This is a genomic window from Spirosoma radiotolerans (genome assembly GCF_000974425.1).
Classification (GTDB): domain Bacteria; phylum Bacteroidota; class Bacteroidia; order Cytophagales; family Spirosomataceae; genus Spirosoma; species Spirosoma radiotolerans.
Genome location: NZ_CP010429.1, coordinates 1,816,421 through 1,843,292, shown reverse-complemented (window position 1 = coordinate 1,843,292; position 26,872 = coordinate 1,816,421). Strand labels below are relative to the sequence as shown.

The window sequence follows — 26,872 nt, the reverse complement described above, 5'->3', positions numbered from 1 at the left end:
CATAGCTGACGAAAAGACCAATTCCTGCATCCATTCCCTTATACTGGCGGGGTAAACCCTTACTTTCGGGCGTAGTAATACAGATTTACGGACGAAGCACTCGCCCGCTCACTAATGGTAAAAAAGCCCTTTGCGTCTTTGTCAAAGCAGACCGCTTCTCCCTGTGGCTCCAGTCGGGTGACCAACGAGCGCCGGGTGCCATACTGCAGGGCGTCGGGAATGCTCTGGCCACCATCGCGCTTCCAGTAATACACGGTGGTGTATGTCCGGACCAGAATTTCTTTTCCATCGGGTGAGATGGCTGCTCCTGTTACATAGTTGGCCAGGCCGCCCCCAAACGAGGGTAATTCGCCGTAATCAGTGGCGGTAATCAGGTCACTGGTGCTTTGCGGATAGGCTAGCCCATAGAGGTGTACTTTTTCCTCCCGTTTCGAGATCACATAAATATCTTTCGTTTGGGGATCCACGAACATGGCTTCGGCATCACGAGGCCCCTGGGGATACCGAAAATTGATGCGATCAATCGACGTGATCGAGGCCTGTAGCGAAGCGGGTTCAGGCAATCGATAAATCTGGACGGTTTGATATTGGGCGTTGTTATCACCTATATCGCCAATGTACAGATAATTTACGCCGTCCTTAGGGCCTGGCCCCGAGGCCAGTTCTTCCCAGTCGCGATTGGCAAGGGTTGGTATGGTTATTTTACCTTTTACGGTTCCGTTATAGTCCAGCAGCGCCAGTTCGGCGGGGCTGCCACTGTCCTGCTCAATCCAGAGCGAACCGGGCTGGCTACGGCTATCCACCATACCCGACGCTTCGTCGATTTGACCGGGTGTCACGGGGGCAACCGTTGGATCAGATGCAAAATTAGCATCGTAAACACTGGGTACGCTGAGTTTGCACGCAGCCGCGGCCATCCCTAAAAACAGCAAAATGAAATTACGCATGAAGACTTCCGGTTGATTCAAGTCCCAAAGTAACGAATTGAAAGGGTAAAATGATGAACGCAACAACCAGTTTCGTGTAACTGGTATACTAGCTGGGTCCTTAAACAGGCAACAGGATTCGAAATGTAGAGCCCTGGCCCGGCCTTCCTTCGGCCACAATATGCCCCTGGTGGTTCTCGACAACTTTCTGAACGATAGCCAGTCCAATGCCGGTCCCCTGGTATTCGCTCCGGCCATGAAGCCGCTGAAACACCTGAAAAATGCGCTCAGCCTGATGCGGGTCAAACCCGATACCATTGTCGTCAATTTCAATCAGGTGAAACAGCCGGTCAGCATCCGTAGCGATTACCGTGCCTCCCGTCAGATCACGCCCACGGATTCGGCGGCTGGTGATCAGGATGGTAGGCCGGTCAGCGTTTTTATCTGTTTTGGTAAACTTGAGTGCATTACTAATGAGGTTTTGAAAAAGCTGCCGCAATTGGGCCGAATCGCCCCGAACAGTGGGCATCGACTCAACTTTTATCACGGCGTTCTTCTCATTAACAGCCGTTTCTATATCAACCAGTACATCGGCGACTACTTGATTGAGGTTTACCGGTCCAATGGATTCCCGCTTGGTTGCAATGCGCGAATAGGCCAACACGTCTTTAATGAGTATCTGCATTCGGGCTGCGGCCGACTGCATACGGGCAATCATATCGGCACCCGAATCGCCAATGACCGGCGCAAACTGCGACTGGATAATATCGCCAAATGCCTGAATCTTACGCAAGGGTTCCTGCAAATCGTGGGAGGCTATGTAGGCAAACTGCTCCAGGTTCTTGTTTGACCGCTGTAGGTCAATAACCGAGTTTTCCAGCTGTTGCTGAAGTTGTTTCAGGGGCGTGTAGTCTCCAAATGTAACCAGCACATCGTCTCCCGATTTGGTAGTCATAATATCGAGCCAGACATCAATACCGCTGCCATCGTAGTGAAAATCGAACCGTTGCGATTCACCTGTCATGTACGTTTTATGATACCGCTCGAACAGGCCATTGGTTTTGTAATCCGGAAACCACGTACTGCCCAGAGCCCCTACTACGACCTCTGGCTCCTGCCCGACATACGAGGCTAGCTGCCGGTTGGCCAGTCGGAACCGGAAATCAATCACCTCTCCAAGCTGATTCCGGACGGGACTAAACAGAAAAATACCAGTCTGGCACGTATCGATAACCGTTTGTAACTCCGTAGCCGATGCTTCCAGGCGTTGCTGAAGTTTCTTAAGTTCCGTAAAATCAGAGAACGTCACCAATATATCCGCCCCAACCTTAACAACTGTATAACTTTCCCAGGCATCAAGGCTATTTGTTTCAGAATGAAAGTTGAAGTGCTGCGTTCGACCTGTTTCAAAAATGGCAACGTATCGCTGAAATAATCCATTGGTCAAATACTCCGGAAACCATCGGCTCACCAACTCGCCCATCAAGGCGTCGGGCTCCTGGCCAACATAACTGGCAATCATCTGGTTAGCTGTTCGGAACCGAAAATCAGCAATTTTCCCCGATGCATTGTAGACTGGATTGATCAGAAAAATAGCGACCTGGGCCGAATCAATCACGGTGCGCAGTTCGTCAGCCGATTGCTCAATGGTCAGGGCCGACCGTTTAGTAGCCGATATATCGGTAAAGGTAACGACTAAGCCATCGCTCAGCTTTTGACTGAATATGTCGAGCCAGAAATCAAGCCCATCATGATTATAATAGACTTCCGTACGGCCGGGCTCGCCCGTTTCGGTGGTTCGTACATATAAGTCGAACAAGCCCGTTTGTACATTACCCGGAAAAATGGTCAGCAAGGTGCTGCCGATCATCTCATCGAGTTTTTTGTTAATCATTTGTGTGGAGCTACGGTTGGCCGCCAAAAAGCTAAAATCGATAATGCGGTTCGTTTCATCCCGAATGGCTTCAAACGCAATAACCCCACTACTGGAGCCATTCAATACACTATTCAACAATTCGGCCTGCCGTTCGGCCTGGTTTGCGGTTTGTTCCAGCGCGTGCTGAACCCGTTTAAGCTCAGTATAATTCGTAAACGTAACTAATACATCACCATTGAATCGTACAGCCTTCACATCGAACCACTCGTCAAGACCATCGACGGCGTAATTTATCTCGAAGTGCCGGTCTTCACGCGTGTCAAGAACCTGTTTATAATGCTCAAAAACAGGTGTATCACGATAGCTGGTAAACCAATCGGAAAAGAGCGTCCCCTGTAAACGAGCGGGCGTCTGATCAACCAGAGCGGCCAGCGTGCGGTTGACAATCTCGAACCGAAAATCAACATGCCGGTTTTCGCCATCATAAACAGGACTGATGACGAAGATACCCGTTTGGGCAATATCAATAACGGCCTGCAAATCGGTCGCCGATTTTATGATAGCCTTCTCGGCTATTTGGGTCTTCGTTATGTCAGTAATAGATAGCGTAACTCCATCACCCAGTTTAACGGCAGAAACACGATACCACTTAGTCTGGCCATTTCGCGTATAAGCCAACTCTTCCTGATAAGGCAGGCCCGTTTCCGTAACGGATCGATATTGGTTAAACAATGTCGTCTCCTGAGGTCCAGAATAGAGCGTCCGAAACGTGTGTTGGAGGACTGTATCGATGGAATAACTCAGCAAGTGCGTCACCATCGAATTGGCGTGCGTAAAGCGAAAATCCGTTAGTTTACCCTGCTCATCCCGAATGGCTTCCAGCACCAGAATTGCGTCCTGCGATGCGTTTAGAACCCCATCCAGTAGCGTACGTTGTCGCTCGGTTTCGAGGGCAATCTGCTTTTGTTCTGTAATGTCGTTCCCCATCACCACAACGCCATCGTTCAGTTTGGTGATCGAGGTGTTGTACCAGGCTTTAGGACCCGAATAAAATTGTTCGACCTGGATGGGCTGTCCCGATTCGATTACCTGGCAAAACAGATTGAACTGACCCGCCTGCCGTGAATCAGGATTGACGTCAAGCAGGGTTTTACCGTCAATATCAATTCCCAAACGAGCCAGTACACTGGCCCGCGCCCGCTCATTGACCAGCCGCACACTAAAATCCAGAATTTGTCCCTGTTCGTCGCGGATAGCCTCGTAAACGAATACCGTCATCAGCGAGGTGTTGAGGACATTATCCAGGAGTGTACGCTGGCGTTCGGCTTCCAGGGTAAGCTCTTTTGCTTTCGTAATTACACGGGTTATACTCAACACCCCGTCGCCCGCTTTAGAACGGGTCACTAAAAGCCATTGCCTGAGAATATCATCGAAATATTCGAACTCCGTAGCAACTGCATTGTCGACTATGTCACGTAACTGATGGAAAGCCAGTTCCGCTAAAGCTTGATAGGCAGGATTGCCGTGGCGAATGGACGTACCGACTTCAATCAAATACTGACTTGATATAGTTTGCTGCGCCTTCGGGTTGGCATAGTCAATAACGAAATCAACGATCTGGTTTTTACTGAATTCGTTGCCGCCATCAGTGGATTCATCCGGTTGATCAGCGGCTTGGCGTACAGCGCGCATCCACACCACATTGTCGGGCAGTTGATCGAAAAGTTGGGATAAAGAAAGTTGATTTGATAAAGCAGAAAGCATCAGATTGGCGACATAGGCGGTTATAAAGCCTGGTCAAAAAGCGTAGCAAGTTACTCAAATTTATGGTATGACCTCTGTAAGCCTGTCCACATTGGGGGCCAGCTTCTTACACAATCACGTCATTTTATTAAATTTTACTAGGACATGACACCGGCCAAACCGGAATTCATGCAAGTCGGTTGCCAGTGGACGATTAGTTACAGACCCATTTTTGCTTTACCTCCTAAAGATCTATTTATGCATACTACCTCAATCCGTTTTTTAGCCGTCCTACTGGCAATTGGCCTGTGTGTCGGTTTTATTAGCCGGCCAACTGCCGGTGGCTGGGTCAGCATTTTCGACGGCAAGACGCTCAATGGCTGGAAAGTTACTGAAGAGAGCCCGGAAACATTCAGCGTTCAGGATGGTGCTATTGTGGTGGCCGGACCACGCGCTCATTTGTTCTACGAAGGGCCTGTTAACAATCACAATTTCAAAAACTTCGAATGGAAGGCGCAGGTAAAAACCATGCCTGGTTCAAACTCTGGAATGTTTATTCACACTGCTTATCAGCCATCGGGCTGGCCATCTAAAGGGTATGAAATTCAGGTCAATCAATCCCACACCGACTGGCGCAAGACGGGCAGTGTGTATGGTCTTCAGGATGTAAAAGAAGTATTCGTGAAAGATGGCGAGTGGTATACCGAACACATCATCGTGCAGGGTAAGAAGGTAATCATCAAGGTGAATGACAAAGTAATCAACGATTATACCGAAGCCGATAGCGTTAGTAATGGCAGCTCCGGCAAAAAGCTCAGTAGCGGAACCATTGCCTTACAAGGGCATGATCCCAAAAGCAAAGTCTTCTATAAAGACATCCAGATTAAGGTATTACCCGATTAACAAATGAGAAATAAGCGCAAAGTAGAGAGCCCTAAACTGCCTCTGCTTTGCGCTTATTCGGTTTTACTAGCGCTTATTTAAACTGCTGAATACTGTACGTATTTTCCTGTAGCTGAGCCGGATTTTTGGCGGCTACGGCGGCACTCACCTCATCAATCCGGGCGTTGATCGTATAAAGTTTATCGTTCACCAGTACGTTGGTTGTGGCCTGATTGTAGCCAACCGAATCGGTTTTGACAACCGAAGCCGTTTTCCATCCGTCCGTCGAGCGCACCTGCGACACTTTATTGCGGCCATTTACAACGTATAAGTCGTTGTTGTAAAGCACCATCCCATCGCCATTCAACAGTGTTACACCTGTTATTTCCGAGACGTTGTTGGCATTGGCCAAATCGACTTTAAAAAGTTTCCCCTCATTTGACTTCACCACAATGAGAAATTTATCCGGATGGTAAACGATACCGTTCAGGTTGATGCCCTGTTCGCCAATGAAGAGGGGCGAATTGAGTAGGATACTCGCGCGGGATGTGTCGGTGGGTACTTTATAAATGACCGAGTCGAACGAATCCGTTACGTACGCATTTCCCTGATCATCGAACGCTATATCATTGGCATAATGATTGACTCCTGGCCGGAGTGCTGCCAGATCGACCCGCCGTACATTCTGTTTGGAGGCCAGATCATACACAAACAACCCAGCCGTCTTAAGCGCCGTTTGCGGTGTACTTTTATCGGAAACACCCTGATCTCCATTACACACATAAAGCAGGTTGTTCCGCACTTTCATACCAACGCTGCTAATCAACTGTTTATCGTCGGTGATAAGGTCCATGTATAGTCCCTTTTCATCGACCGTCCCTACTTTTCCCTGGGTAATAGAACTGATCAGAAATCGGCTCAGCGAAGGCGCATAGGTTATTCCTTCCGGGTATTGTCGGGTTGCCGAAAACGGAATACGCTCGGGAATGACGGGGGCGTCGAATACGGGGTCGCTTGTATTACAGGCCGTAACCAAGGCCATCAGAGCAAGCAGTGTGTAGGCTGGACGAACCATTAATCTGTATCGTTTTAGTTGGATTGTTGATTATAAATCACCCATGATTGATAAATGTTTAACACCCCTCTGTTCTTCTTTTCGGTATGGATGGCTAAATCAGATTAAAACCATCCAGCCCTGTTTTCCGTTTTACCTACTACAACATCCCTCAACGATTATGAAACACTTCACCACCCTGACCGAAGCCATGGAAGACCTTCGGAGCCGCGGATACACGCACGAGTTTGGTCCTAAGAAAGATTTTCTGGAAGAGAAAAGCACCGAAACGAAGCTGAAAGGAGAAGATTTCAACGTGGACGAATTTCACCGTTTTGAAGGCACATCGGACCCTGGCGATGAAATGACCTTGTATGCAATTACGGCTTCGAATGGCATGAAAGGGGTATTTGTGTCGCCACAAGGCACTTATTCCAATGAAGTTTCGCCCGAATTGATGGCAAAATTCCATGTAGAAGACCGCGCTCACGTCAACACTGACGGGGCTGTGAAGCCAATTGACCCCATTTCTGCGGGCTAATAAGTCATTTACACGATATTTGCAAGAAAAAAGTCCGGAACATGTAAAATTTTCCGGACTTTTTCACTATATTTGCGGCCTTTACAAAAAACACGCCGTCTTTTTTTGGTGCTAATACATTATGAAGTTATCCGAATTCAAATTTGATTTACCCGAAAGTCTTATAGCCAAATACCCGGTTGAGCGGGGTGAATCGCGGCTAATGGTTGTAGACCGAAAAGCCAAAACTATTGAGCACAAGCAGTTTTCGGATATGCTGGGTTACTTCAGCGATGGCGACGTGATGGTGATCAATAACACCAAAGTTTTTCCGGCAAGATTATACGGTAATAAAGAAAAAACAGGGGCTAAAATAGAAGTTTTCCTGTTGCGGGAACTGAACCGCGAAATGAAACTCTGGGATGTTCTGGTCGATCCCGCCCGTAAAATTCGGGTAGGCAATAAATTATATTTCGGCGACAGTGACCTGGTAGCGGAGGTCATTGACAACACAACATCACGCGGCCGTACAATTCGTTTTCTATTCGACGGGAACCACGAAGAGTTTATGAAAGCGGTGGATGAACTGGGCGAAACGCCTATTCCACGCGAAATGAACCGGGAAGCTGAAGAAGCCGACCGCGATGCCTACCAAACAGTTTTTGCCCAACACGTAGGGGCTGTAGCAGCACCGACCGCTGGTCTGCACTTTACCCGCGCCATGATGAAGCGGATGGAAATTAAAGGCATTCACTTTGCCCCCGTTACGCTGCACGTTGGTCTGGGAACGTTCCGTCAGGTGGATGTAGAAGATTTGACTAAGCACAAAACAGATTCAGAAAACTACCGGATTCCGGAAGATTCAGCCAAGGTTGTCAATACCGCCCTTGACGCTGGCAAACGGGTGTGCGCCGTTGGCACAACATCCCTCAAAGCCATTGAGTCGTCGGTGTCGGCCAACAGCCGATTGAAACCCGTTGAAGGCTGGACAGATAAATTTATTTTTCCTCCATACGACTTTAAGATTGCCAACTCGTTGCTCACAAGCCTGCACCTGCCAGAGTCGATTCTGATCATGATGACGAGCGCCTTTGGTGGCCACGAACTCATTAAAGAAGCGTATCAGGTGGCGATCAAGGAGAAATACCGTTTCTTCAGCTATGGCGATGCGATGCTGATTATTTAATCGGCTGACCTGAATAGTCACCAGTCATTTAGTATTTTTGGGGCCTTGTGCCCCTTTTTTTATGACGGATACAAATCGCCCTTCGGACACCTTCTCAACGACCAACTTTGCCATTATTGTAGCGGGGGGGAATGGCAGCCGAATGAAGTCGGACATACCCAAGCAATTTTTACTTCTGAAGGGCAAACCCATTCTTCAGCACACCATCGAGCAGTTTCTGGCCGTTGACCTTCCGCTATTTACTGACTCCCAGATCGTAGATCCTGTATCCGAAAAAATCGGCATTATCCTTGTCCTGCCCGAACGCGAACGGGCTATATGGGATAAACTCTGCAATGAGAATAACTTTCATCCGGCTATTCAAATCGTTGCGGGTGGCACTACCCGGTTTCAGTCGGTGCGTAACGGCCTGAATGCCATTGCGGCTCCTGCCGGTATAGTCGCTGTTCACGATGGTGTCCGGCCGTTTGTGTTGCCGGAAATTATTCGAAACAGTTTCGAAACGGCCGCCCGAACAGGCTCGGCCGTCACCTGTGTGCCAGTCAAGGATTCGGTCCGGGTCGTTGGGGCCGACGGGGTTAGCCAAGCCGTCGACCGAAGTCAGTATCGGTTGGTGCAAACACCCCAGACCTTTCGGCTGGACTTGTTTCGGCAGGCTTTTCAAACCCAGGAGCAGGCATTTTTTACGGACTGCGCCAGCGTGATGGAATACGCCGGTTTTCCGATTACCCTGATTGACGGAGCATACGAGAACATAAAAATTACAACGCCGGAAGACCTACGCTGATGCGCCACCGACTCGCTCCTGATCACTATGCCACGGGCATACTCGCTGGCGACCGGCTGGTTCTGAGTCAGGCGATTACGCTCATCGAGAGCAAAAGACCCGATGATCAGGTGTTGGCTCAGCAGGTTCTGGAGCGTATTTTACCAAATTCAGGCAAATCTATTCGGGTCGGGATAACGGGGGTTCCGGGCGTTGGCAAGAGTACATTTATCGAAGCCTTCGGCACCTATTTGACCGGCCTTGGCCATCGGCTGGCTGTCCTCACCGTCGACCCAACCAGCCAGCGTTCGGGCGGCAGTTTACTGGGCGATAAAACACGCATGGAAACCCTCTCGATGAATCCGAACGCTTATATTCGTCCTTCTCCGGCCGGGGATTCTCTGGGCGGTGTCGGTCACCGCACCCGCGAAACAATGCTCCTCTGCGAAGCGGCCGGTTTCGATCTGATTCTGGTTGAGACCGTGGGCGTCGGTCAGTCGGAAACCGTTGTTCATGGCATGGTCGATTTTTTTCTGTTGCTCATGCTGGCCGGTGCCGGGGATGAACTGCAGGGAATGAAGCGCGGTATAATGGAACTGGCCGATGCGCTGGCCATTACCAAAGCCGACGGCGACAACCAACAGTTGGCCAACCGCGCCCGGGTGGAGTATGAAAATGCGCTTCACCTGTTTCCGCCCACGGGCAACGGGTGGTTCCCACCGGTACTGACCTGCTCAGCCCTAACGGGTGTGGGCATCGACGCGCTTTGGGCAACCATTCAGGGACAACAGCAGCTCACCAGCGAAAACGGCCACCGCACCCACCGACGGCAGGAACAACAGCTTACCTGGTTTCGGTCCTTGTTACGGCAACGGCTGGAAAGCAGCTTTTATGACCAGCCTGATATGCGCAACCGCCTGGCGATTATTGAAGACCAAGTTCGCGTCGGTACGCTCCTCCCCGTTCCAGCCATTGAAACCTTATTGAGCCAATCGCCCACCGGGCATTAGAATTCACGTATTCATCACCAGTTATAGGCGCCTAAGGGCAAAATAAATTGATGAACCGATTAGCCCACAAACAAAGAAGCCGCTTTGTCATTTGCTTTCGGGCATTGACAAAGCGGCTTCTTATCTATTGGTCAGTACGTCAGCTACCAACCTGGTCAGCTTTTACGAATTTCCCAGTGTCCGATCGGGTTCGTTAGCCCGGGTAGCCGGCATGGAGGCATCGCTGGTGCTGGTATTCCAGTCAGCATTGTCTGTATTAGTAGACTCCTCGGATAATGGAGGCTGTCCCCATGAAGCTCGTTTGGACTCCTCGATTTCGTCTCCGGAAATACCAGGATTTCGATCAGGTTCAGCCGCCGTAGCCTGGGTTTCGATGTAATCTTCCGGCACATCGGCATCACTGCTACCAGCTACGCGCGATGGCAGATCGTTATCAAGATTCTTGTCATTCAACTGGGCTAACTCCGGTGGTATACCCATCGTGTTGCTCATGCGTTGAGCCGCATAGGACTCAGTGCTTTCTTTGCGGGAATTGCTACTTACGCTCATAACGTTGATTAGTTAAGTGTTGAGAATTTAAGAAGAGTCGTTACCTATTGATTCATCAATAGGTCGGTTTATTATTAAGATCCGTACCCGTTTCGGCTACCTCGTCTTCGTGTTCTTTCTGGTCCTTATCAGACTCCTCGTTTGTGTCCTGTTCTTTGGCTGCTTTCTGTGCATTAGGAACCGGAACCTGATTGGCAGATGCGTAATCATCAGGGCCTTCTGTTGTTACGTCGACCATGGCCGTGTTGGTTTTGGCATCATCGGCGATAGCGGCATTGGCGCCCTCTTCGGTCACTTCCATCGTGCTATTTGTGATGTCACCCATTCGGATTACACCATTCTTGCTATCCATGTCTATGCTACCCATGCCCCGAATATTGCGCCCATCCTGCCCACCACGAACCTGCTCGCTATCGAGCCCATTCGCTGAGTTCTCCTGTTCGAAGGTATTTACATTATCGCCCATCTGGCGGTCTACATCGCTATCATCAGAACCGAATGGTCCTTCCGTCCGACCGGTGATTTGGGCATCTTTGCGTTCTACATCCTTTTCCTCTTTCATGGCGCTGAGTCGTCTTATTTCCTAGATTAACTTCTATTTAGTCAAAAAGTTTATCTTCCATTAAGAGTGAATTATGTTTAATGATGTAACAAAAAATGAACAGTAAATATAGATTAGGTCACCTACCGCTCAATCAATAAACATGCCGTATAATATACATAAAGCCTCCTAAAACAAGTTAAAACTGGTTTAACTGCTATATTTCCCCTCTAATTACGACTGCTTATTGTGCTCTTCCGTGTTGCCAAACATTGGGTATACGTAGAGAGTTTCCCAACCTCTTTTGAAGAGAAGTAAACCATATAAGCACCTTCGGAAACTCGAATTTTAATAGTTGGATAAAGCGTAATGCAAAAAGCGGATTGACATTGTCGATCCGCTTTTTTTACGCTAATTGACTGATTATATATCTTGGCATACTTTGCTAATGGGTATGAATGGTCGATAGTGCATAACTAAGTGCCGTGAGCACGACATAACTCTACAAACATCCAATCACTACGTGATTGGATGAAGCCGTTCTCCACGTTCATATAAAAAAGGGAGGCCATTTATTTAATGACCTCCCTTTTTGAAACTACCCAACTTAATTAGTCAACATCCCAGAACAGTTTGGTCGTGAACACATCGATAGTACCCTGTGCCGTTACGTTTGCTGAATTTGAGCCACCTTCCGTGTTGGGATAGAAAAGACGCACAGGCCGTTTGTTGTCTGGCACCTGGATGCTTTGTGGCGTAACCGGCAGATTCGTCCGGCGGTATTCAGCCCAGGCTTCCAGACCGCTGAAGTTGGTCAAGGCAATCCATTTCTGAATGGCAATGGCGGCTAGTTTATCGGTCGATGCATCCCAGTCGTAGTTCTGAATTTTGCTGCCTTTAAACGCAGCGGCACCGGCAACGTTAGCTCCCAATACACGGAAGGACTGCACAATACCTTCTTCAAAATAAGCCTGAGCCGAACTTGGCAAGGTAACATCAGAGTACCGTTGTTTGGCTTCTGCCAGCAGGAACTGTATTTCAGACGCGGTCATAATAATGTATGCCCGGTTATATTCACCCTTTACGATCAGGCTGGGTCCCAAAGAAACTGTGTTCGTGGGCAAATAGCCTGAACTGGCGCCAAACGGTGTTCCTGAATAGTTTGCCATGATTTCAGCTTTCGTGCTCACACCCGGTGTGTTGCTATTCTCACCACCATTGGCATACGCAATACGCTTCAATCGAAGGGTATCACCAGCTGCTTTGAGGCTGTTCACCAGAAACTGCGTTGGCCGTGGGTAGTTATTCAACGCCCGTTTGGCGCCCGTTTCGTTGTAGCCCCAGCGATCATAGACGGGGTTTAACTGACCAGCCGCTGGCTGAAAGAACGATGGACCACCAATGCCAACATCCGTTCCCGTGATAAAGCCTGAACCTTCGGTTACAATTTTGTTGACCTCAGTCTTAATGTACGCTTCCCGGCCAGCCACTTTGGATTGACGAATCAGAATGCGCATTTTAAGCGAATTGGCGAATTGAATCCATTTGGTTACGTTGCCACCGAAAACGATATCTGATGTACCGAAACTACCTGTGAACGGGTTCGCTTTCAGATCGACGATAGCTTCATCCAGCAGGGTAATCAACGACTCATAAACGGTCTTCTGGTCGTCGAATTTTGGCGCGAGTGCAGCAGCTGCTTTCAACGCATCCGTATAAGGGATGTTGCCATACAGATCAACTAACTGCTAATACAGCATTGCTTTCATCACTTTGGATGGGCCTTTCAGAAACTTCTGGCTATTGGCATCAGCGTTGTTAATCACAAACTGATAATCTTCCAGATTATCGTAGTAGGTATCCCAGTAGTTAAAATCGCCATTGGTAAATTGGTAAGCAAACTGGGTAGTCGTAATAATGTACCCATTTCCCTGCGACCACTGGCCTGCCCAGTAGAAACCGAGTTCGTTTGAACCTTGTCCGTTCGTATTTCCGGCTATGTTCGTGGCTGTCGTATTCAGCGCATTCGTAAATACATAGTTCGGTGATGCCGTTGGCAATTGGTTCGGGTTCGTATTAATATCCAGAAATGATTTGGTATTGCAACTACTACCCAATGCCACTAAAGCAGCTATAATTAGTGTTTTGAATTTCATATCAAGTTCTATCTTGCTTTTACTAGAATGTCAGATTGATGTTTACACCATATTGGCGTACAGGTGGGGTCTGCCCGGTCGTATTGATCCCAATACCCAGAGCTGATGTTGTTGTAGGCGAGGTTGTTGCCTGGCTTCCTGGGGATGGATTGCCCACACTGCTAAATTCAGGATCTGTGTAGTAATTCAACTTATCGACAATCGTAAGCAGATTACGACCATACAAAGCAATACTGGCGCCGGTGAAAATCTTCGTCTTGCTCAGGAAGCCTTGTGGCAGGCGATATGACAGGTTAATATCCCTGAGTTTGATGAACCAGGCTGGTGTAACGAAATTCTCCGAGATTAACCGGTAGTTATCTACCCAAAGGGAATACTCGGCTTCCCGTACGTTTACACTCGTGTTAGGCACGACCGTTGTTCCATCTGGCCCTAAGTAAGCCGAGTTCGGGAAGATGTGGGGCGCACGGTCTTCAGTCCATTTACCCGTTCCGGTGAAGGTCATCTGGCGACCCAGATCGCTAAACATTACGTTGCCACCCCGATACTCGAAGTTGAATGTAAAGCCGAAGTTACCATACTCCATTTTGGAGCCCAGACCAGCAATATGCCTGGGCAATACACCGCCCCGAGGCAACAAGGAGGTATTACGTATTGGATAGCCTGTTGTTGCATTAACCAATACACGACCTGAGCCATCCGGCGCATATTGATAGCCATCTGTTTTCAGAATAGGGAAACGGGAATCTTTGATTACGTTAAGATTAGCGTATGAAAGAGGGGAAACTCCATTTCCGCTACCATACTGAAACTCGTTGATACCAGGATACAGGTCCACTACTTTGTTGTCATTGTACGAGTAGCGAACGCTGGCATCCCAGGAAAACTTACCCCCTCGGGCAATCAGGTATTTCAGCTCGGCTTCATAACCCCAGTTTTTGGTTTCGCCCACGTTGATCAGTAAGTTTTGAAAACCAGTTGAGTTGGGCACCCGAACCGTAATTACCTGACCTTTCGAACTCTGCGTATATGCCGATACGTCAATATTGATACGGTTGTTCAAAAGTTGGAATTCAGCACCGATTTCAGACGAATAAACCGTTTCAGGTTTTAAGTTAGGATCAGGCAGGGTGTTCCCGACGGTCAGACCAACCGTGCTACCGTATGGGAAGCTGGTACCATTCGGATAGGTCAGATCCAGCCCGTACAACGGGATATTGTCGTTGGCGTTTTTGTTGTAATTAGCCCGTAGCTTAAAGTAGTTCATGAACTCACTCTTAATGCTTGGGAAAGCGTCGCTGGCAATAAACGAGGCTGCTACACCATAGTATGGGTATGACCAGAAACTAGCCGCCCGGTTGGGCTTGTAGAACTTGGAGGTCTGATCGAAGCGGAACGATCCGTTCAAAATCAGGTAGTTCTTATAGTTCATCGTCAAGTCGGCATAATAACCCAGCCGACGTTCCTGCGTTAGAATCTGTCCACCCGTCAGGATGCCCTGGCGGTTCGATACGTTATATACGTCAGGTACAACAATCGAGCTTGATCCAACAGCCATATTGTTCGTTGTGCGCTGGTATAGGCTGTTACCCAATATTAATCGATTCGACAACGGGCCCAGATCTTTCGATAATTGAATCTGAAATTCGTTATTAATGACATTTTCCGTACCCGAATAGTCGTTTACAGAACCAGGAACATCGGTAATAGCCCGGTAAATGCCGGTGCCATCACCATCCCGGAAGAAAGGAGCTGGAATATACGATTTGGTTTTGGCCCAGTCCGAATACGTGAACTTACCTGTCGTATTTTTGCCTGTCCGGGAGTTGTTCATCACACCCAGGCGGTTCGTGACCGATAGCCAGTTGGTTGCTTTTAGAGTCAAACTCAGGTTACCGTTTATGTTCGCATCCTTGTAGTTCAGGCGGTTGTTGTCGGCATTGAAATATGGGTTGTTATAATAGTCATTATAAAAACCGTTCGGGTTTGCCAGCGGATTATTCCGCCAATCGCGCAGGTCACTAAGTGGTAAGTTGGCTGGCTGATTAAGTACATCGTTATAAAAATCAGATGATGTACGGTTGTAAACGCCCTGTACATAACCCGCATTAAAGCTGGCCGTCAGTTTACCATATTCCTTCGTAGCCGACAGACGCGTACCCGTCCGAACACTCTTGTCGTTTGGTACGATGCCGTTTACAGACTGATTTTCAATGGACATATAGAACGAACTCGTTTCGTCTCCACCCTGAAAATTTACCTGATTATTTACCGAAACACCCGTATTGAAGGCTTTCCGACGTCCATCCTTAACGGCCGAGTATGGAATAATAAGCTGGCTACCGTCTTCGGCAGTCCGTCCCTGAATCCGCATCGAACCATCGAACGCATCGCCATACTGCTGGTTTTCGTACGAACGCCAGTTATCGGCCATACGAGCCAGGTAATCTGTCTTATAACCTGCCGTTCCGAATGCGGTAGCATAGTGCGAACCCGAGCCGTATTTATCCTGAATCTTAGGCAGGAAACTGATCTGTTCGAAGTTCGTACTATTCGAATAATTCACTTTCAGTTTGCCTTTTGCCCCCCGCTTCGTTGTGATAATAATGGCCCCATTGATCCCCGATGATCCATATAATGTAGCCGCCTGTCCACCTTTCAGAATGGATACACTCTCAATGTCATTGGGATTGATCGTCGACAGGATGGTTGAGGTTGTCTGCATGCCATCCAGTACAACCAGGGCTTCATTGTTACCCGTCAGTGAGCGATAACCGCGCAAAACGATTTTCACAGCTGGGTCAACGCTGTTGTTGACGTTGTAAACGGCCAGACCGGTTACTTTTCCGGAGAGCGCCTGTGCCAGTTGAGGAGACCGGCCAACGGTCACATCTTCCGTAGCTACCTTGGAAATAGCGTACCCAATTTCCCGCTGATTTTTCCGAATACCCTGAGCCGTTACGACGATCTCCTGAAGCTGGGAAGCATCTGGTTTCAGGGCCAGGTTAACGGTCGTCTGATTGTCCAGTTTTACACTTTCGGTAGCGAAACCAATGAAACTTATTTGTAGGACGGCGCCTTTGTCGGCATTAATCTGGAAGGTACCGTCTGAATTGGTGGTGGTTCCCTGGCTTGTTCCTTTAATAAGGATGGTAACGCCTGGTAATGGAGAGCCGTCTTCTGATGAAGTAACCTTTCCAGTGATAGCCCTGTTTTGGGCAAACAATGGAATAGCAAGTAAACACAGGCAGAGCTGTGTTAGTAGAAATTTACGCATGCGACAATGTTTAAGTTAAGAAGTGGTACTTAAGTATAAAACTTAAAGCAAAAATATTAAAAAAGTATTAAAAGCAGCGATTAAACTGATACAAAAAAGAGCCAGCCTTTATTTGCGTATGCGACAATTACTAAAATAATGTTCTAGTTGAATACTTGTATGCCTAATATCCTTTTTACAAATAGACTTATATAAATACTTTATCTTCTTAATATAGTTTTAATATCAGACGGTTATTGGCTATTCATTCTCCTACAGGGCGCTCTCCAGACGATCAACTCGTCGATAAACTGGTAGATTTGTCCGTCAGACTATTTTTCAGGTATAAAGCTAATTTTTAGATTAAACCTGTTTTTTAAATAAATTATACAAAAAACCGAACATTCAAGATTTTATATGGTTTAATGTAAAAAACGTAAAATTAATATACTATTTATACTTTATAAATACCTACTAGACGATCAGCATTACTTAAGTATATTCTACTAAAAATGCAATTTTCACCGTCAACTTGTTTAACAGGTTTCGCCACCCCACCGCAGGCCATTCTCTAAAAAAAATCAGTCACATTACCTGTATATTACCATTTCATTCGATAAAAAAGGATTAATTTTGTTTTTTCTTAACTCAGCAATCTAAACAATACCCGTTACGTTTTATGAGAAAAATTATAATTGGAAGCTGGTTACTTTCGCTCCTTTTCTGCTTGCCCTTGCTGGCTCAGGATGCGGCAGTAACAGGTCGTGTGACTTCATCAGATGACGGTTCAGGACTACCCGGTGTAAGCGTTGTTGTAAAAGGCACCACGCGCGGCACAACAACCGATGCAAACGGTAACTACCGAATCAATGCCGAACCTACTGTTACATTAACGTTCTCGTTTGTTGGTTTTAAATCACAGGATGTAGCCGTAGGAAATCGTAGTGCGGTCAATGTTGTCTTAACCCCCGACGCATCGACCTTAAATGAGGTGGTTGTAACAGGATTTGGTATCCAGCGCACAGAGCGTGAAATTGGGACGTCTATTGCCCGCATCAACAACGCCCAGATTACGCAGGCGGCCCCGATCAACGTTGCTAATGGCTTAACGGGTAAGGTATCGGGTTTACAGGTTAGCACGACCAACAATGGCGTAGGCGCTGGTGCCCGGCTAACTCTGCGTGGTAACCGGTCGTTTTTGGGAAATAACCAAGCTCTGCTTGTGGTGGATGGTGTCATTTCCGACATCAGCTTCCTATCGTCGATCAACCCCAACGACATTGACCAGACCACCGTGCTGAAGGGACCGAGTGCGGCCGCTCTGTATGGCTCTGATGCATCGAATGGTGCCCTTATCGTTACTACGAAACGCGGTACGCAGAACAACAAGCCACAGATCACCTATACAAACAATACACAGTTTGAGAGCATTTCGTACATGCCGGGATTACAAACCCAGTTTGGTGCCAATGGTGGCGAAGCACAACCATTTTATGACCGTAACTATGCCCGTCTGTATGTACCTTACGAAAACCAGCAATTTGGTACACCGTTCGACGGGTCTATTCAACCACTTGGCTATGGGGTTCAAATTCGGGACGCCAACGGAAACGTTCGGCTCGATACGCTGAAAATTCCCTATTCGGCACCGAGTAAAGATCCTCGCAAGGCTTTCTTCAATACGGGGGTTACTCAGCAACACGACATTTCGTACCGCATTGGCGATAACCTGAATTATTTTGGTCTGAGCCTGCAGCGTGTCGATCAGAAAGGGGTTGTGCCTAATGACAAATATCAACGAACAAACATCAGCATTAAAGGCGGTCGGGCAGTCGATAAGTTTACGGCCAACGCCGGTGTACAATTCTCCTATCAGAGCACAAATACGGAAAATGGTGATTTCAACCAAAACCGCCCAGTTTACTGGAACGTGCTCAACCAACAGCCACAAGCTCCGCTCAACAGCTATCCGCTGAACGATATTACGTCGCCTTTTGGGGATGTAAACGGGTATTACAATGCGTATTATCCAAACCCCTACTGGCAGATCACCGGCGACAATTCGCGGAAAGTTACCGGCTTATATACCATGCAGGGTTCGGCCGACGTATCGTACAAGTTCACGAACTGGTTGAATGTACTGTATCGGGTAGGTGGTCAGTTGTATAACTCGCAGTTGAAAGCCCACATCGCCGACGTTACGTTCTCCGACTACGCTACCGGCGATCCCTGGGAAGCGGGTAACATTGCCTCTTCGGCAGGTGGCCATACAAATGCCACCGTACAGGATGCGACCCAGCTAAAAACGCGTTTTACCGGTGACCTGCTCGTTACGGTAAATCCTAAGTTCGGCGATTTTACAACCCGCCTGATTCTTGGTCAGCAAACCCGCCAGGAGTATGCGCGCAGCACCTACGACTACGCAGGCGCTCTGGTGGTGCCGGGTACCTACAACGTTGCCAACCGACTGGGCAATGCTACGCTGGCTGAATACAGCAGCCAAAGCCGCCTGTTGGGTGCCTTCGGCGATCTGACACTGGGATATAAGGATGCTATCTTCGTTCACGCATCGGGTCGTAATGACTGGACCTCCCTACTGGCTCCCAGCAACCGGTCTTTCTTTTATCCAGCCGTCGATGCGTCGGTTGTCCTTAGCGAACTGGTGCCGAGCTTAAAGAACAATCACGTATTGAGCTATGCTAAAATCCGGGGTAGTTTGTCGAAAGTAGGTCAGGTAAACGTAGCTCCCTATCAGTTGCAGAACGTGTTTAACCCAGGCACAGGCTTCCCATTCGGTAGTCAGGCGGGTTTTGAGCAAAGCAACCAGCAAAATGACCCGAACCTGAAACCTGAATTTACGAATAGTAAAGAAGTGGGTCTGGAAGTAGGGTTGTTTGACCGGTTCAACCTCGAAGCGGTTTATTACAATACCGTCACGACAAACCAGACGGTGCCCATTCAAATTTCACAGGCAACCGGCTATACGACAGCGTTGATCAACACGGGCAGCATGCAAAACCAGGGCGTTGAACTGGACTTGCGGACAATCAGCCCGCTGGTAAAAGCAGGCGGTTTCACCTGGGATATTAACGCGAACTTCACGTATCTGACCAGTAAAGTAACGGATCTCTATCAGGATCTTCCCCGGATCAATATCCCTTACGGAACGGACCCCTACCGGCCAACCCTAGCGGGTGGTGCATCGAACGTGTACGCAGCCAAAGGATATGCTTATCCTGCTCTGTTTGTCAGCGACATTCAGCGTATTCAAACGACGGATCCGAAAGCGCCTAACTACGATGCAAGCGGGCAGTATGCCGGCCGCCCTGTAGTCGATGCAACCGGTTACCCTATCCTCGATCCAAACCTCAAATATGCGGGTACAACACAGCCTAAATATCGGTTCGGTTTCACGAACACGTTTAAGTTCAAAGGCCTGACGCTGGCCGCTGTTGTCGAATACCGCGGTGGTGCCGTTATCTATAATGCCCTGGGTAATGCGCTGGAATTTACAGGAGCGGGTATCCGCTCGGTTTACGCTGGCCGGCAGAATTTCGTGTTCCCGAACTCTGTGCTGGTTTCCAGTAATCCAGATGGTACAACGACCAATATTACCCCAAACACGAACGTAACCACCAAAGATGGTAACCTGGTTTTCTGGACCAACTCGGGCTATCACAATGCGGCTTCCAGCTACGTAACAAGCGCCGATTTCTGGAAACTTCGTGAGGTTGTGCTGAGCTACAACATTCCAGCGTCCGTTTTGGGCTATACTAAATTCATCAAGTCGCTGAATGTTGCCCTGACGGGTCGTAACCTGATCATGCTTCGTCCAAAAACGAACGTGTTCACTGATCCTGAATTCTCGGGCGGTACCAACGCCAACGACACCAGTAACGCTGTCGGTACGACAACCGAATACCAGACGCCCCCAACGCGGCTTTATGGCTTCCGGCTCAGCTTTGGTTTTTAATCTTTAATTCAGCAAACAACAATGATTCATATAAAACGACTAACAGCTGGCATACTTGCCGGGCTGTTGATGGTAATGACGGGTTGCAAGGACTACCTGGAAGTTAATAATAACCCAAACCAGGTAACGGCAGCCACTCCTCAGTTGGTGCTGCCCGATGCGCTGGCCACTACAGGCTGGTACCTCACGGGGAACACCCCGAGTGGTGTCGCTGGTAACTTTTATTTTCTGAACCTGTGGATGGGCTACTGGAACTGGAGCGGCAACTATTCGATCGCTACGTCGGATAAAAACTACCAGTTTACGCAGGGCTTCAACAATAGTATCTGGTCGAGCGCATACCTCAACCTGAAAAACTATAACTACGTCGATACGCAGGCTGCCACATTGGGCCAGCCGCTGTTGCAGGGTATGGCCAAAATTATGAAAGCCCTGCATTTCCAGCTTCTGGTCGATACCTACGGAGATGTTCCTTACACATCGGCCTTACAGGGCACAACCACTATTCTGCCTACTTACGACAAAGCACAGGCTATTTATGAGGACCTCTTCAAGCAAATTGATGCAGGTATGGCGTTGCTCGCCAAAGGCGATGGTACCCTGAATCCTGGGCCCAACGACATTATGTTCCAGGGCGATATCTCTAAATGGCTCAAGTTCGGCAATACCCTGAAGTTGCGCATGCTGCTCCGCCAGTCAGAGAAGGCGGATCGGGCTTCGTTTATTCAGACGCAGTTAGCGACCATTAAAGCATCAGGCTATGGCTTCCTAGGCGCGGGCGAAAATGCAGCGGTCAATCCGGGTTATTCAAATTCACAAAACCTGCAAAACCCACTGTTTGGTGCCTTCTACGCTATCAATGGCAACCCGACAACGCTTAACAACCAGTATAAGGGAAATCTGTACGGGATTACGTTCTATAAAAGCACGAATGATCCTCGTTTAGGCGCTTATTACCGGCCTGTAGCGGGTTCAACCAATAACTTCAATGGTACTCTTTTTGGCACTACCGATGTGTTGGTAAATAGTCAGGTATCTGACATTGGCCCAGGTGTATTGAAGAACGTTTCGCAAAACTCCCCTATCCTGCAATCGCACGAAAGCCTGTTCATGCAGGCCGAAGCCGCACAACGAGGCTGGATTACGGGTGATCCGAAAACATTGTATCAGGCGGCCATCTCGGAGTCGTTCATTAATGTTGGGCGTACGGCGGCCGAAGCAACGGCTTATTATTCGCAGGCTGGCGTAGCAAACGTAAACTGGGAAGCGTCGACCAATAAGATCGAAGCGATCATTACCCAGAAATGGGCATCGGAAAACGGAACAGCCCCCTTCGAAGCCTGGTCAGATTACCGGCGTTTAGGGTTGCCAACTAACATTCCGATTTCGCAGGACCCCAGTACGACGGTGCGGCAAATTCCGTTTCGCCTATTGTATCCAACATCAGAATACAGCACGAACGCTGCCAATGTTGGCGCTCAGGGTACGATCAATCAGTTTACGAGCAAAATCTTCTGGGAGAAGTAATGCCTAACCAAAACAAGCAAATAACCATGAAAAAAATTTTTAATATTATCGTGGCCGCGAGTTTGGCAGTTGGTCTGACTTCGTGCCTCAAAGACGATGAACATTTTGTCGATTTTGCCAGTGCTGGCTACGTAGCTGAAATTCCTTATGTGGCTAACCGGAGCATACTGAAAACGGTAACCGTGTCTGCAGCCAGTTCGTCACTCGTAGCGCCCGTTGATATCAACATCGCGTCGCCGAACCCGCCAACACAGGATGTTCCGGTCACGGTTGCGATTGACCAGGCCGCTCTGACAGCTTACAATACAGCCAACAAAACCAGTTATACGCTTTTGCCAGCCGCGGCTTTCCAGCTAACCAACCCTATGGTGACGGTTGCCGCAGGCCAGCGGATTGCAACGGTTAATGTGAACTTTATCGGTACGCAGATTCCCGCTACGGGCGGTCCCTACGCCGTCCCACTGAGCATCACAACGGTACCCAGCAATGTTGTGATCAGTGCGAATTACCATACACAAATTCTGGTCGTTTCACGCGCGAAATAAGCGGTGAGTCATAGTACAAAAAAGCCCCGTTACGATCGTAACGGGGCTTTTTTGTACTATAAGATTTGTGTTTATGGACTGAAGCTTGTGGGTACAGTTATACCTGAACTTCGGCCGCTATCGTTTCTGTTTTGCTTTGCCCAGTCAGTTCGGCCAGCAATTCGGCTACATTCACCGTCGCAAAGCTACTGGCGTAGTCGGCCATGGCATATGGAATAATGAGTTCGCCATTATTGATGAGGCCTCCGCAACTGTAAACAACATTGGGCACATAGCCTTCCCGCTCGTTTTCGTCGGGGCTCAAAATGGGTTCGCTGGTGCGGCCAATCACCTTGCAGGGATCGTTGAGGTCGAGCAGGAACGCACCAATAGCGTATTTACGCATAGGCCCAACACCGTGACTCAGGACCAACCAACCCGCTTCGGTTTCAATGGGCGACCCGCAGTTGCCCAGTTGCACATATTCCCAGTTGTAGGTAGGTTTTAGAATGAGTTCTTTCGTCTGCCAGAAGTAAAGATCATCGGAATACATCAGGTAAATATTCTCACCATCCTGGCGCGAGATCATGGCATATTTGCCACCGATCTTACGGGGAAACAACGCCATCCCTTTGTTGGATACTTCGGCTCCATTCAGCGTGCTTACGCTGAAGTGGGTGAAGTCTTTCGTCTCCAGCAATTGCGGAAATGTGACCCGGCCATTGTAAGCGGTATAGGTGGCATAAAAAGTTACCTCGCCATTGTCGTCGGTAAACTGCACAAAACGTGCATCTTCAATTCCATTCGTCTCATTTGGCGAGGTGGGGAAAATACACCGCTCGTCGAGGCTTTGGTCATCGTCGAAGTGAATTTCGTAATTCGACTTGGCCAGCGCCAGTAAGCCACTGGCAATGGTGTCGTACTCGGCATTGTAGCGGTACTGCGCTGATACGCGCTTAATCTGCGCTTCCAGTTCCGACAGGCTGAATTCGTCACCCAGCCCCACCATCATTTTCTCCTGAATGCTGTTTTCCAGCCGTAGCTCATAAAGTTTACGCTCAAACAGCGTCCGGTTGAACCGATGATTCGGTACAATTTCGGGCGATGTCACATACCGGGACGGTTGCCGTAAGACAATTTTTCCGGTCTCATCGATGTACCCCATCCGAAACGAGATCGATGAAACGTGGCCCTCTCCTGTTGCCCGCAGACTCAGGATAAAGCGTTTATAACCGGGGGGAACATTGGTCTGGTCGGGGTGCCAGATCATGGATGGGTTGAACAATGCAGCCGATTCGAGCGAGTATTCCATGGTGAAATACGCACCCAGCAGCAGCTTTCGGTCTTCGGTGAGTGGCTCATCGGTCAGCAAATGGGGCTTTATCTGCTCGAACCGATTCAGTAGAAAGCGTTCGAGTTTGTAGTGCCGACCACCGAATTCACGAATGACCTCATCCAGCTTTTGTTCGGCCTCTTCATCGGTCATACTACCCACACGAGCCACAATCTTCAGGGTCCGGGTCGTACTGCCTAAATCAAAAGGACGAAAGAGAACGCGGGTTGGATCTGGCCGGAGAACAATGCCCGTTCGGGTGGCTTTTATACTCATTAATATCAATACGTTAGTGAATGACTAATTGCCTGTTAGTAAGTTATTCCTGCACAAAGGGTAAACACTGCTTCACACATCACTTACTCCTTACAACTTAATCACTCACTAACTTATTATCTTTCTTCTTTACTTACCCATTTAGCATAGCGGGCATTGCTACATTAACCGGCTTTACATCAGACCGTTGCCTCTGGCTGGTATATAAATCGGCCAACGCTAATAAATAAGACAGCGTAGATTCAGCACCTTGGTTCTGGTTAACCCGGTCGATGTGCAGGCCATCCCGGCAGCCGCCTGTTTGCTGGTCGTAAAGAGGCAAACCCAGGTCATTGTAGCCCGTAAACCATTTAAAGATTCGGATAGCGGTTCGATGCCATTCATCCTCACCCGTAGCGGCAAAAGCGGCCAGACAAGCAGAGATTGTACTTTGCGCTTCCAGCGGTTGCTGATCGAAATAAGCGCGGTTTTGCCCTTTCGTATAGAAACCATTCGAGCCAATAGGCTGGAACTGGCCATGTGGCGATGTTTGTAGACCCACCAGCCAGCGTAAGGAGTTCAACCCAATATCGACCAAATGTTTATCGTTCGACCGAATCAGCACATGCGCCAGAACGGCATTGTCATACGAGAGCGTATTCTCGAACCAGGGCCAGTCTTCCGTAGCGGTTTCTGTGTAGCGGAAGGTAAGCTTATCGAGCAACTGACGTTCAATTGTTTTAGCCAGCCGGTCGTCGTTGAATTTCTTCTGGTACTCGTAAATACCCAGCAGTGCAAACGCCCACGAACGGGGAGACGACATAGAAACAACCGTTGGCAACACCTTTTCGAACAAGCTCATGGCCCACGTAACCGTGTTCCGGTCGGCCGACCGGCCAATGCAGGTACCCAACGCCCAGATGGTACGGCCGGTACTGTCATCAGAACCAAATTCCTCAAGCCAGCGACGGTCGTAACTCATAAAGTTTCGGAAACGCCGGTGATCGTCCGTATACGCATGGTTGATAAACGCACAATAATTATCTGCCGCTTTAGCTAGCTTTTGGTCACCCAGACCAGCACTTTGAAGTGTCAGTGCCAAAATCAGCGCCCGAGCATTGTCGTCGGTGCAGTACCCTTCGTCATAAAAGGGCAGATGGTGACGGGCGTGCTGGATGATGCCGGTCGAATCTGTCAGGCGAAACAGGTGATCGAGCCGGACAACGGGCAACTTAAAGACCAGACTACTGTGTGCCCCAACTGCGTAGACGGCCTGGTTATTGACCGTACTCATGCGCTCCTGCCGGGCATGAGCAAACGAGTTGGCATAGGCCTGTATGGCGCGTTCCCAAATCATTTCGCGGCCCATCAGATACGCTTTTTTCCGAATCTGATGCCGTCGCGACTCATCGCTGAGCAGGTCGATGATTTCGGTAGCAATCGCGTCTGAATCCCCAAAGGGAACCAAAACGCCCCGACCATCGGCCAGCAATTCTTCAGCGTGCCAATAAGGCGTTGATACAACGGCCTTGCCACAACCAAACGCGTAGGATAGGGTTCCGGAGGTGATCTGAGCCGGGTTCAAGTATGGCGTAATATAAATATCAGCCGCACCCAGGTATTCCAGCAGCCCGTCCAATTCTACAAACTGATTGTAGAACCGGACATTATCGCGAACGCCACAATCCTGGGCTAGTTTTTTCAGGCTATCCCGGTAGACTTCCCCTTCGTGTTTTATCAAATTAGGATGGGTGGCGCCCAACACCATATAAACGACATTCGGGTTTTGTTCAACGATTCGGGGCAGCGCCCGAATTACGTTTTCAATTCCCTTATTGGGCGACAGCAGACCAAACGTCAATAACGTTTGCTTGCCCTCCATACCGAACTTATCCTTAAAGAAATGCGGATCAACGAACGGCATGTCTGGAATACCGTGCGGAATAAGGTCGATTTTCTCTTCGGGTATTTCGTAGATGTTTATCAAAAAATCGCGTCCTTTCTCCGACATACAAACCACCCGGGACGACAAATCGGCGATGCTTTTGAGCACCAGCAACTGGTCTTCGTTGGGGTCTTTCAGAATGGTATGAAAGGTGGTTACAATGGGCATCGTCAGGTTGCGAAGCAACGTCAGAACATAATTACCGGCCGGGCCACCATAGATGCCATACTCGTGCTGCAGGCAAACGACATCAACGTCTTTTGAATTCAGGAATTCAGCTGCTTTTTTGTACGCGTTATGATCGTGCTGGTAGAAATCATACCGCACTTCAGAAGGGTAGTCGTAACCGTCGGGTGTATCGTTAACGGATACAACCAATGCCCTGGAATCAGGTATAAATGAATCGTAAGACAGGTAGAGATCTGATGTAAACGTAGCGATTCCGCATTGACGTGGGAGATAATCGCCAATAAACGCTACATTTTTAGGATTATGACCCCACATGGATGCCTCCGTTTCTGTTTGATCATCGTGTTTATAATTGATCATGCTGGGTCGGTTCGTGTGAGTTGCCATACGGTTGATAGTGGGAATAATTTGTTACTACAAAGTCTATCCGTATAATCGCGTTGTAAGCCCTTTTGTTTGGCTTAACCGCTGATTTTAATCGTCTTAATCAGCTCTGATGGATGAGAAACAAATTTTATTTCTATCAATCTATATTATAGCCTATTTTCTATTGAAAATACCCTATATATTATCCCATCCAATGCCACCTCATTTACATACTTACCCCCAATTTTAGTTACACGATCGGTTAGTCATTTTATGACTAAGGCGCCCAGTTTGT

18 protein-coding genes are annotated in these 26,872 nt (G+C 48.5%); 8 read left to right on the top strand and 10 right to left on the bottom strand.

What is annotated here, in order from left to right:
- Positions 1-59: 59 nt before the first annotated feature.
- A complete protein-coding gene (locus tag SD10_RS07255) occupies positions 60-947 on the bottom strand; it encodes a hypothetical protein (protein WP_052731107.1) in 888 nt (295 codons plus the stop codon).
- A gap of 100 nt (positions 948-1,047) precedes the next feature.
- On the bottom strand, positions 1,048-4,566 hold the full coding sequence (locus tag SD10_RS28625) for a PAS domain-containing protein (protein WP_052731106.1): 3,519 nt from the start codon (positions 4,564-4,566) through the stop codon (positions 1,048-1,050).
- Between the two features lie 237 nt (positions 4,567-4,803).
- On the opposite strand from SD10_RS28625, the gene SD10_RS07245 reads away from it, so the two are divergent.
- The gene (locus tag SD10_RS07245) at positions 4,804-5,448 is read left to right on the top strand and encodes a 3-keto-disaccharide hydrolase (protein WP_046579165.1); all 645 of its coding nucleotides are present in this window, start codon (positions 4,804-4,806) and stop codon (positions 5,446-5,448) included.
- Between the two features lie 73 nt (positions 5,449-5,521).
- Here SD10_RS07245 and SD10_RS07240 read toward each other — a convergent pair whose 3' ends face one another.
- Positions 5,522-6,502 carry a gluconolaconase gene (locus SD10_RS07240; protein WP_052731105.1) on the bottom strand — a complete coding sequence of 327 codons (981 nt, stop codon included), beginning with the start codon at positions 6,500-6,502 and terminating at the stop codon, positions 5,522-5,524.
- Between the two features lie 160 nt (positions 6,503-6,662).
- On the opposite strand from SD10_RS07240, the gene SD10_RS07235 reads away from it, so the two are divergent.
- From SD10_RS07235 to meaB, 4 genes are all read left to right on the top strand, one after another.
- Entirely contained in the window at positions 6,663-7,022 is a 360-nt protein-coding gene (locus SD10_RS07235; RefSeq protein ID WP_046579161.1) for a hypothetical protein, read from the top strand.
- A gap of 121 nt (positions 7,023-7,143) precedes the next feature.
- Positions 7,144-8,187: a tRNA preQ1(34) S-adenosylmethionine ribosyltransferase-isomerase QueA gene (gene queA, locus SD10_RS07230; protein WP_046376334.1), complete on the top strand. Its 1,044-nt coding sequence runs from the start codon at positions 7,144-7,146 to the stop codon at positions 8,185-8,187.
- 61 nt (positions 8,188-8,248) lie between these two features.
- Positions 8,249-8,974, top strand: coding sequence for a 2-C-methyl-D-erythritol 4-phosphate cytidylyltransferase (locus SD10_RS07225; protein ID WP_046376333.1), 726 nt, complete (start codon positions 8,249-8,251; stop codon positions 8,972-8,974).
- Positions 8,974-9,963: a methylmalonyl Co-A mutase-associated GTPase MeaB gene (gene meaB / locus SD10_RS07220; RefSeq protein WP_046376332.1), complete on the top strand. Its 990-nt coding sequence runs from the start codon at positions 8,974-8,976 to the stop codon at positions 9,961-9,963. Before SD10_RS07225 ends, meaB begins: the two co-directional genes overlap by 1 nt.
- A gap of 162 nt (positions 9,964-10,125) precedes the next feature.
- Here the strand turns inward: meaB and SD10_RS07215 are convergent, their stop codons facing one another.
- The 5 genes from SD10_RS07215 to SD10_RS07200 form a co-directional block, all read right to left on the bottom strand.
- Positions 10,126-10,512, bottom strand: coding sequence for a hypothetical protein (locus SD10_RS07215; protein WP_046376331.1), 387 nt, complete (start codon positions 10,510-10,512; stop codon positions 10,126-10,128).
- Between the two features lie 55 nt (positions 10,513-10,567).
- Positions 10,568-11,074: a hypothetical protein gene (locus SD10_RS07210; protein WP_046376330.1), complete on the bottom strand. Its 507-nt coding sequence runs from the start codon at positions 11,072-11,074 to the stop codon at positions 10,568-10,570.
- Between the two features lie 590 nt (positions 11,075-11,664).
- A complete protein-coding gene (locus tag SD10_RS07205; RefSeq protein ID WP_262507398.1) occupies positions 11,665-12,759 on the bottom strand; it encodes a SusD/RagB family nutrient-binding outer membrane lipoprotein in 1,095 nt (364 codons plus the stop codon).
- A gap of 42 nt (positions 12,760-12,801) precedes the next feature.
- Positions 12,802-13,209, bottom strand: coding sequence for a hypothetical protein (locus SD10_RS29990; RefSeq protein WP_227699164.1), 408 nt, complete (start codon positions 13,207-13,209; stop codon positions 12,802-12,804).
- 22 nt (positions 13,210-13,231) lie between these two features.
- Positions 13,232-16,486, bottom strand: a complete 3,255-nt coding sequence (locus SD10_RS07200) for a SusC/RagA family TonB-linked outer membrane protein (RefSeq protein WP_046376329.1) — start codon at positions 16,484-16,486, stop codon at positions 13,232-13,234.
- A 658-nt stretch (positions 16,487-17,144) separates the two neighbouring features.
- On the opposite strand from SD10_RS07200, the gene SD10_RS07195 reads away from it, so the two are divergent.
- Genes SD10_RS07195 through SD10_RS07185 form a run of 3 tightly spaced genes read left to right on the top strand, consistent with a single transcriptional unit; the run spans position 17,145 to position 22,510 of the window.
- Positions 17,145-20,438, top strand: coding sequence for a SusC/RagA family TonB-linked outer membrane protein (locus SD10_RS07195; RefSeq protein WP_046376328.1), 3,294 nt, complete (start codon positions 17,145-17,147; stop codon positions 20,436-20,438).
- A 21-nt stretch (positions 20,439-20,459) separates the two neighbouring features.
- Positions 20,460-21,965, top strand: a complete 1,506-nt coding sequence (locus SD10_RS07190; protein WP_227699163.1) for a SusD/RagB family nutrient-binding outer membrane lipoprotein — start codon at positions 20,460-20,462, stop codon at positions 21,963-21,965.
- Between the two features lie 26 nt (positions 21,966-21,991).
- A complete protein-coding gene (locus SD10_RS07185; protein WP_158500547.1) occupies positions 21,992-22,510 on the top strand; it encodes a DUF1735 domain-containing protein in 519 nt (172 codons plus the stop codon).
- Between the two features lie 97 nt (positions 22,511-22,607).
- On the opposite strand, the gene SD10_RS07180 is transcribed toward SD10_RS07185, so the two are convergent.
- Together SD10_RS07180 and SD10_RS07175 are read right to left on the bottom strand one after the other, a co-directional pair.
- Positions 22,608-24,098, bottom strand: a complete 1,491-nt coding sequence (locus SD10_RS07180) for a glycoside hydrolase family 130 protein (protein WP_046376327.1) — start codon at positions 24,096-24,098, stop codon at positions 22,608-22,610.
- A 133-nt stretch (positions 24,099-24,231) separates the two neighbouring features.
- A complete protein-coding gene (locus SD10_RS07175) occupies positions 24,232-26,598 on the bottom strand; it encodes a glycosyltransferase family 4 protein (RefSeq protein ID WP_082111545.1) in 2,367 nt (788 codons plus the stop codon).
- Positions 26,599-26,872 lie beyond the last annotated feature (274 nt).